Raw genomic sequence first — 7,979 nt, forward strand, 5'->3', positions numbered from 1 at the left:
GTGCGCAGGTCGTCCACCTTGCTCATGGCCTCGCGCAGTTCCGCGAGCCACTCCTCGGCGTGCTGACCGGCCAGCTTCACCGTCCAGGCCAGCGCGTCCGCGCGGGACCGGGCCACCCCCGCGTCGACCAGCGTGTCGAGCACCTTGCGTTCGGGCTGACGCAGCCGGGTCATCACCGGGACCGCGAGGTGGGTGAACAGCACGTGCTGCTCGCCGACGGTCACGCCCCACGCCACCTTGCGGCCGTACCGGGCCTCGGCCTCGTCGGCGATCCGCATCCGGTCGGGCCGGGTGCTCTCCCGGAACCGGGAGATCCGGCCGTCGATCGCGGCGGTCGACCCGTCCTCGGGTGCAGGCAGTTCGCCCGTCACCACGATCTCCTCCCGGTCCACCTCCACCGTCGCGGGCCCGGTGAACCAGTCGTCGGGCAGTCGGCCGGCGAACCACTCTGCCGCGTCGGAGGCGTCGGGAGCCTGCGCCTGCTGCCATCCGCCGGGCCTGCCGAATCGGCGCCCGCCGTGTCCTGTGTTTCCCATCGTCATCACCTCGTGATTGCAGTGATTACTTGATTACAACGCTACGCCTGTCGTCCGGGAGGCGCCACGGCGCAGTGGTGTGGTTCTGGAGTGCAGGGCCTCCGTAACCGCACCACTGCGGCGAAGCCGCATAGTCTCGAGGCCATGCGTATGAAGCTGGGTGTGGCGGTCGTCGCGGTCTCGGGGCTGGTCGCGGTGACCGCGGGGTGCAGTAGCGGACCGACGGCGACGGAGACGGCGGCGCAGCAGTTCGCCGACGCGCTCACCCAGCGCAACGCGCAGGCCGCGGCCGCGCTGACCTCCGACCCGGCCGCGGCGACCGCCGCCATCGGGCAGATGTTCGACGGGCTCGCGCCGCAGGACGCCACGTTCACGGTCGCCTCCACCGACAGCGACCGGGGCACGTTCGAGATCGCCGCGAACTGGACCCTCGGCGCCGCGCCGACGGCGCCGACCATGCCCGCCGGTGCCCCCACCACGGCCGCCACCACTGCGCCCGCCACGCCGCCGCCCGAGACGTGGACCTACACCACCACCGGCGGCGGACAGGCGGTCGCCGACGGCGGCAAGATCCCGTGGAACCCCCAACTGCTCGCGCCGGGACTGGCCGCGGACACCACGCTGCGCTACACCACCCTGTCCGGCGGGTCCCCGAAGGTGCTGGCCGACAACGGCTCACCGCTGATGGCCGAGCAGACCGTCACGCTGGTGAACATCGACCCGGCCAAGACCCCCGACCCGGCCGCCACCGCCGGTGCGCTCGCGCCGCTGCTCACCCCCGTGGCGCCGACCGTCACCGCCGCATCGCTGCAGTCGGACATCGCGGGGGCGCAGGGCAAGACCGTCACGGCGATCACGCTCCGCGACGCGGACCTCGCGCCAATCGCGGAACGGCTTGCCGCCGTCCCCGGGGTCACCCTCGTCAAGCAGACCCGGTTGCTCACCGTCGACAAGGCCGCCGCGTCACCGGCGCTCGACGGGCTGCGCGAGCTGTGGCAGCAGGGCCAGGACGCCACCGCCGGCTGGGCGGTGCAGCTGGTGCACGCCGACGGGTCCGCGGACAAGGTCGTCGGGCGCGACGGGACCGCCGCCCCCGACATCGCGAGCACACTCGACCCGGCGGTGCAGTCTGCCGCGCAGGCCGCGATCGCGTCGCTGCCGGAGCAGGCCGCGATCGTCGCGATCCGCCCGTCCACCGGCGCGGTGCTGGCCGTCGCGCAGAACGAACCCGCCAACGCGCAGGGGCCGATCGCCCTGACTGGCCTGTACCCGCCCGGATCGACCTTCAAGACGGTCACCACCTCCGCTGCGCTGCAGCAGGGTTCGGTCACGCCGGACACGGTGCTGCCGTGCCCCGGCACGGCGAACATCGAGGGCCGCACCATCCCCAACGACGACAAGTTCGATCTCGGCTCGGTGCCGCTGCACACCGCGTTCGCGCGCTCCTGCAACACCACCATGGGTCAGCTCGCCGTCGGCATGCCACCCGCAGCCCTGCGCGACGCCGCCCTCCAGTTCGGGCTGGGCGTGGACTACGTGACGCCCGGACTGACCACCGTCACCGGCAGCGTGCCCACCGCGGATTCCCCGGCCCAGCGCGTCGAGTCCGCGATCGGGCAGGGGCAGGTCACCGCCTCCCCGTTCGGGATGGCGATGGTCGCGGCGTCGATCGCGCGCGGGGTCGCCCCGGTGCCCGAACTGGTCGCCGGGAAACCGGGGGTGGCCAACACGACCCCCGCGCCCGCGCCGGCCGCCGTCACCGAGCAGTTGCGCACGATGATGCGCGAGACGGTGACCGCCGGCACCGCGACTCAGCTCGCGGACATACCCGACCTGCGCGGCAAGACCGGCACCGCGGAGTTCGGCGACAACACCAGCGCGCACGGGTGGTTCGTCGGCATCGACGGCGACGTCGCGTTCGCGGTGTTCGTCGCCGGAGCGAACAGTTCCGCCCCCGCGGTCGACGCGGCGGGACGGTTCCTGCGGCCGATCCAGGCCCAACTCCCGCGGTGACCCCGATTCCGTACCTGCCGCTCTCGGCGTCCGCTTCGTCGGCGAAAGCCGGGGCAGCACCGGCGAACTGGGCCTGACCCATCGCCCGATATCCGAGACCGCACGACCCCGAGTGCCGTATCTTCACCAAGTCATTCACGTTCATTTTGGGGGTTTTGGGGAAGATGCGCACATTGACGGGCGTCAGCTGGGCTGTTGCAGTGACCACGGCGGCGGCCCTGCTCGCCACCTCCCCGCTCGCGAGCGCACAGACCGGGTCCGTGAGCGCCGAGACCGGGTCCGGGTCCGGGTCCGCGAGCGCAGTCAGCACGACGCCCCACGAGCTGTCGCCCATGGTCGCCGCAGGCAGCGGCTACGCCGCGGAGTTGCAGGCGGCGGTCAATTTTTGGACCGTCGACCGTCTCGCGCTCGGCGGTCTCAGCGACGACGATCCCGCCGGGGGGCTCGACGGCCAGGGCAGCGACGTCATCGTCGAGCCGACGGCTGGAGGCGACGCCCTCAGCGCCACCGTCACGGGATCCGGCCAGATCCGCAAGACCGCCGGGAAGTTGTTCCTCAAGCGCACCAAGCCGAGAAGCAGCGACTATCTTCTGACCAGCTGCTCGGCGAACGTCGTCAGCAGTGCCAACCAGAGCGTCGTGCTCACCGCTGCCCACTGCTTCCTGATGGACTCCTCCAACTGGGACTTCGGCACGGGGATCGAGACGACGCAGACGGTCGGTGCGGTCTTCATCCCGGGCTTCGACGGTGCCGCTCTGGCCCGCCACGTCCCCGGCAGCGACGGTGGGACCACGATGCCCGGCACCGACATCGCGCCCTACGGCGTGTGGGGGGTGACCCGGCACTGGATCACCAACGGATGGTCTGTCGACCCCAGTCAGTTCGGTGAAGGCCCCGGGCACGACATGGCCGCGTTCCTGGTCGACAGCCCCACCGACAGCCGGCCGATCCAGCAGGTCACCGGCGGCCAGCAGGTCGGCTTCAACCTGCCCCAGGGCAAGACGCTGACCGGCTTCGGCTACCCCGTCGACAACGTCAAGAGCTGGTACGCGCCGCCGATCGTGAACGGCGTCCCGACCCGCACGGGTGCGGCCAATCGAAACGGGGTGCCGTCCGAACTCCAGCGCTCCTTCGACGGCCGCACCCTCAAGGTCAGCTCCGGGCAGACAACGGGCATCGCCAGTAGGTACCTCGACGTGCTGCCCGCGGCCATCAGCCCCGGCGCAAGCGGCGGGCCGTGGCTCGAGCAGTACGACCCGGCCACCGGTACCGGCATCCAGGTCGCCGTCACCTCCCACTTCGTCAACGCCGACGGCGGGCTCCCGGTCGTGGAGACCGTCCTCGCCAACATGAACAGCGCCCGTCCGTACATGTCGGCCACCCACTTCGTGGACCAGGAGAAGGCCGTCTACGACCTCGCCCAGACTCAGGTCGCGCCGAACTGACACGTCGACTGCCTCGGGAACGGACCAGATCCGAACCCGAGGCCGTGTCGTGGCTGAAGGTGGCTACTGCCGGACCGGCTCAGATGCACCAGACGAGCGCGGCGGACCCGACCGGGACGCTGAAGCACAGGCTCACCGAGCCCCATGCGGGCGTGGTGGCCGGGGCCGCACTGGCGGCGGCGACGGGGGCCGCGGCTACGCCGATCGCGAGCGCGACGGCGGTAGCAGCGAGGGTTCTTGTGATCGTGGCGGACATGGTGCTCACACCTTGGAGAGGGATGAATTGCGGTCGAGCCGTCTCTGTCGTGGCTCCCTACCATCGTCCGCCCGCGGCCAGGTGCCGTACAAGGGCGTCGCTCAGTGCACGCCGCGCATCATCCGGCTGATCCACGGGGACAGCAGCACCATCACCACGCCCACCGTGATGGACGCCGCGCCGATCCAGGTGAAGTACGGGGCCTCGTTGTTCTCGTCGTAGTACTTGGCCAGGGTGCCGGCCATCGACGATCCCAGCGCCACCGACAGGAAGAACAGCGCCACCATCTGCGTGTGGAAAGCTTTGGGCGCCAGCTTCGTCGACAGTGACAGGCCCACCGGCGAGAGGAACAGTTCGGCGAGGGTGAACAGCAGCAGGATGAACATCAGACCCAGCAGCGACGCACTGTTGGGTCCGCCGCCGGAGAACGGCAGGAACGCCAGAAACGCCAGACCCATGATGATCGTGCCGGCCGCGAACTTCAGCGGTGAGGACGGCTGGCGTGGGCCGAGTTTCGTCCAGATCGTCGCGAAGACACCGGCGAAGACGATGATGAACACCGGGTTGATGGACTGCACCCACGATGCGGGGAAGTCCCAGCCGAACAGATTGCGGTCCAGCCGCTTGTCGGCGTAGATCGCGACCACCGTGAACTGCTGCTGGAACAGCGACCAGAAGGCGGCGCTGGCCAGGAACATCGGGATGAACGCGATGACGCGGCTGCGCTCGGTGCTGGTGATCTTCTTGCTGGTCAGGATCACCAGGAAGTAGACGACCGACGCGGCGACGGTCAGGCCCACGACGACGTCGGACAGGTTGCCGGTGGTGATCACGCCGGTCAGGCAGAGCGCGAGGACCGCGAGCAGGGCGACGAGGCCGACGGCCGCGAACCGCAGCCGCTGCGAGTGCGGCATCGGGTTCAGCGGCCGCTGACCGATGTCGGCGAGACGCTTGCGGCCGACGGTGTACTGGATCAGTCCGAGTGCCATGCCGATCGCGGCGAGCGCGAAGCCGGCGTGGAATCCCCAGTTCTTCTGTGCCCACCCGGTGAGCAGCGGGCCGATCAGGGCGCCCAGGTTGATGCCCATGTAGAAGATGGAGAATCCCGCGTCGCGACGGTCGTCGTTCTCGGCGTACAGGTCGCCGACGAGGGAGGTGGCGTTCGCCTTGAGGCCGCCGCTGCCGACGGCGATCGCGATCAGTCCGACGCCGACGCCGGCGAGCCCCGGAATCGCCGCGAGAGCGATGTGCCCGCACATGATCAGGACGGCGCTGTAGAAAAGCGTGCGTTCGGATCCCAGTATCCGGTCCGCAACCCAGCCGCCGAGGATGGTGGACAGGTACACCGTGCCGCCGTACGCGCCGACGATGCTGGTCGCGGCGACCTGGGAGATGCCGAGCCCGCCGTCGGCGGCCGAGTAGTACAGGTAGTAGATGAGGATGCCTTGCATCCCGTAGAAGGAGAACCGCTCCCACATCTCGACGCCGAACAGGTTGGCCAGCGCGAACGGCTGACCGAAGAACCCGTGGTCGGACTGGGGGTTCCGGGGTGGCGAGTCGAGTTCGCTCATCGGAAAACTGTCCCACGCCGGCCGGGCTCATGCCCAATCGAAACGACGTCGTCAGCCGGGGGACCGCGGCGCGGTCAGTGCGCGGTGGACCGCTTGCGCACGAGGGCGTAGACCGCCCGCCAGCCCAGCAGGAACAGGGCCAGCACGCAGGTGGCTACAACGATGAAGCTGAACGCGGTGCCCTGGCCGCCGATCACCCGCAGGACCATCCCGCCCGCGACGGTGCAGACCCAGATGATCACCCCGGCCGGGAACACCGAGGCGGGCACGGACTTGTTCCGATACAGCGCCTCGTTCGCCGCCCACCCGATGGCCAGGCCGCCGAGGAACGGCCAGGCGGTGCTGGCCAGACCCGCGAGGGCGTTGGCCTCGTCGTGGCTGCGGCGGCCGATCGCGCAGAACACGACGACGAGCACGATGTCGACGACCAGGACGGGGAGCACCTTCTTCACGCCGACCAGGGTATGCCTGTCGAGTCCCGTCCCTCTGGGCGGGACGAACGGTCCACCGAAGTGCCGGACGAACCTAGCGTGTGGCGGATACTTCCGATCGAACAGACCTCCAGGAGGCAGTGGGCATGACGCAGTGGGATGAAGAATGTGACGTCCTAGTGGTGGGTTCGGGCGGCGGCGGCGTCACCGGCGCCTACACCGCGGCCCGTGAGGGACTGTCGGTGATCCTGGTCGAGGCGACCGACAAGTTCGGCGGCACCACGGCGTACTCGGGCGGCGGCGGCGTGTGGTTCCCGGTCAACCCGGTGCTCGAGCGCGCCGGCACCGACGACACCATCGAGGACGCGCTCGAGTACTACCACGCCGTCGTCGGAGACCGCACCCCGCGCGAGCTGCAGGACGCCTACGTCCTGGGCGGCGCCCCGCTGATCGAGTACCTCGAGCGGGACGAGAACCTGAAGTTCGAGATGCTGCCCTGGCCGGACTACTTCGGCAAGGCGCCCAAGGCCCGCCTCGACGGCCAGCGGCACATCATGCCGTCGGTGCTGCCGGTCTCGGAGGCCCCCGAGCTGCGCGAGGTGGTGCGCGGACCGCTCGACACCGACCGGCTCGGCACCCCCGCGCCCGACGACTACTTCATCGGTGGTCGCGCGCTGATCGCCCGGTTCCTCAAGGCGATCGAGAAGTACCCGAACGCGAGCCTCGAGCTGAACACGGCGATCGTCGAGCTGGTGGTCGAGGACGGCGCCGTCGTCGGCGGAATCGTCGAGCGCGACGGTGAGCGCACCGCGATCCGTGCCCGCAAGGGGGTGCTGCTCGCGGCCGGTGGCTTCGAGGGCAACGACGAACTGCGGCAGAAGTACGGCGTCCCGGGCGAGGCCCGCGACACCATGGGTCCGTGGGCCAACCTCGGCAAGGCGCACCTGGCCGGCATCGCCGCAGGCGCCGATACCGACCTGATGGGCGAGGCCTGGTGGTCGCCGGGCATGACCCATCCGGACGGACGGTCCGCGTTCGCGCTGTGGTTCACCGGCGGCATCTTCGTCAACCAGGACGGCAAGCGGTTCGTCAACGAGTCCGCGCCTTACGACCGGCTCGGCCGCGACATCATCGCTCAGATGCAGGACGGCACGGCGACCCTTCCGTACTGGATGGTCTACGACAACAAGGAGGGCGAGGTGCCGCCGGTCAAGGCCACCAACGTCTCCATGGTCGAGGCCGAGAAGTACCAGGCGGCCGGTCTGTGGCACAGCGCCGACACCCTCGAGGAGCTCGCCGAGAAGATCGGCGTGCCGGCCGCGAACCTGGCCGAGACCGTCGCCCGGTTCAACGGGTTCGTCGCCGACGGCGTCGACCCGGACTTCGGTCGCGGCGACGAGGCTTACGACCGCGCGTTCTCGGGCGGCGAGCCGCCGCTGGTCACCATCGACCAGGGCCCGTTCCACGCGGCCGCGTTCGGCATCTCGGACCTCGGCACCAAGGGCGGGTTGCGCACCGGAGTCACGGGGCAGGTTCTCGACGCGTCCGGCAGCCCGATCGCCGGCCTCTACGCGGCGGGCAACACCATGGCCGCGCCGTCCGGCACCGTCTACCCCGGTGGCGGTAACCCGATCGGCACCAGCATGCTGTTCAGCCACCTCGCCGTGCTGGACATGGCGGCCGGCAGCTAGGCAGACGCACGAACAACGCGCCCACCACGACCGTCC

7 protein-coding genes are annotated in these 7,979 nt (G+C 70.2%); 3 read left to right on the forward strand and 4 right to left on the reverse strand.

Features of this window, described 5'->3' with window-relative positions; all coding sequences use genetic code 11:
* The coding region (locus ACFXGJ_RS23275; protein ID WP_378625480.1) for a hypothetical protein at window positions 1–536 on the reverse strand (536 nt) is incomplete at its 3' end.
* Window positions 537–686: 150 nt separating this feature from the next.
* On the opposite strand from ACFXGJ_RS23275, the gene ACFXGJ_RS23280 reads away from it, so the two are divergent.
* Together ACFXGJ_RS23280 and ACFXGJ_RS23285 are read left to right on the forward strand one after the other, a co-directional pair.
* Window positions 687–2,549: a penicillin-binding transpeptidase domain-containing protein gene (locus tag ACFXGJ_RS23280; protein WP_378625496.1), complete on the forward strand. Its 1,863-nt coding sequence runs from the start codon at window positions 687–689 to the stop codon at window positions 2,547–2,549.
* Between the two features lie 164 nt (window positions 2,550–2,713).
* Entirely contained in the window at window positions 2,714–3,994 is a 1,281-nt protein-coding gene (locus ACFXGJ_RS23285; RefSeq protein WP_378625482.1) for a trypsin-like serine peptidase, read from the forward strand.
* A gap of 79 nt (window positions 3,995–4,073) precedes the next feature.
* Here the strand turns inward: ACFXGJ_RS23285 and ACFXGJ_RS23290 are convergent, their stop codons facing one another.
* From ACFXGJ_RS23290 to ACFXGJ_RS23300, 3 genes are all read right to left on the reverse strand, one after another.
* Entirely contained in the window at window positions 4,074–4,250 is a 177-nt protein-coding gene (locus ACFXGJ_RS23290; RefSeq protein ID WP_378625486.1) for a hypothetical protein, read from the reverse strand.
* A gap of 101 nt (window positions 4,251–4,351) precedes the next feature.
* On the reverse strand, window positions 4,352–5,821 hold the full coding sequence (locus ACFXGJ_RS23295; RefSeq protein WP_378625488.1) for a peptide MFS transporter: 1,470 nt from the start codon (window positions 5,819–5,821) through the stop codon (window positions 4,352–4,354).
* A 74-nt stretch (window positions 5,822–5,895) separates the two neighbouring features.
* Window positions 5,896–6,273, reverse strand: coding sequence for a DUF3054 domain-containing protein (locus ACFXGJ_RS23300; protein WP_378625491.1), 378 nt, complete (start codon window positions 6,271–6,273; stop codon window positions 5,896–5,898).
* 125 nt (window positions 6,274–6,398) lie between these two features.
* Here ACFXGJ_RS23300 and ACFXGJ_RS23305 point away from each other — a divergent pair, with 125 nt between their 5' ends.
* On the forward strand, window positions 6,399–7,943 hold the full coding sequence (locus ACFXGJ_RS23305) for an FAD-binding protein (RefSeq protein WP_378625493.1): 1,545 nt from the start codon (window positions 6,399–6,401) through the stop codon (window positions 7,941–7,943).
* The last annotated feature ends 36 nt before the right edge of the window (window positions 7,944–7,979 follow it).

It is taken from the genome of Rhodococcus sp. NPDC059234 (assembly GCF_042754225.1).
Taxonomy (GTDB): domain Bacteria; phylum Actinomycetota; class Actinomycetes; order Mycobacteriales; family Mycobacteriaceae; genus Rhodococcus_G.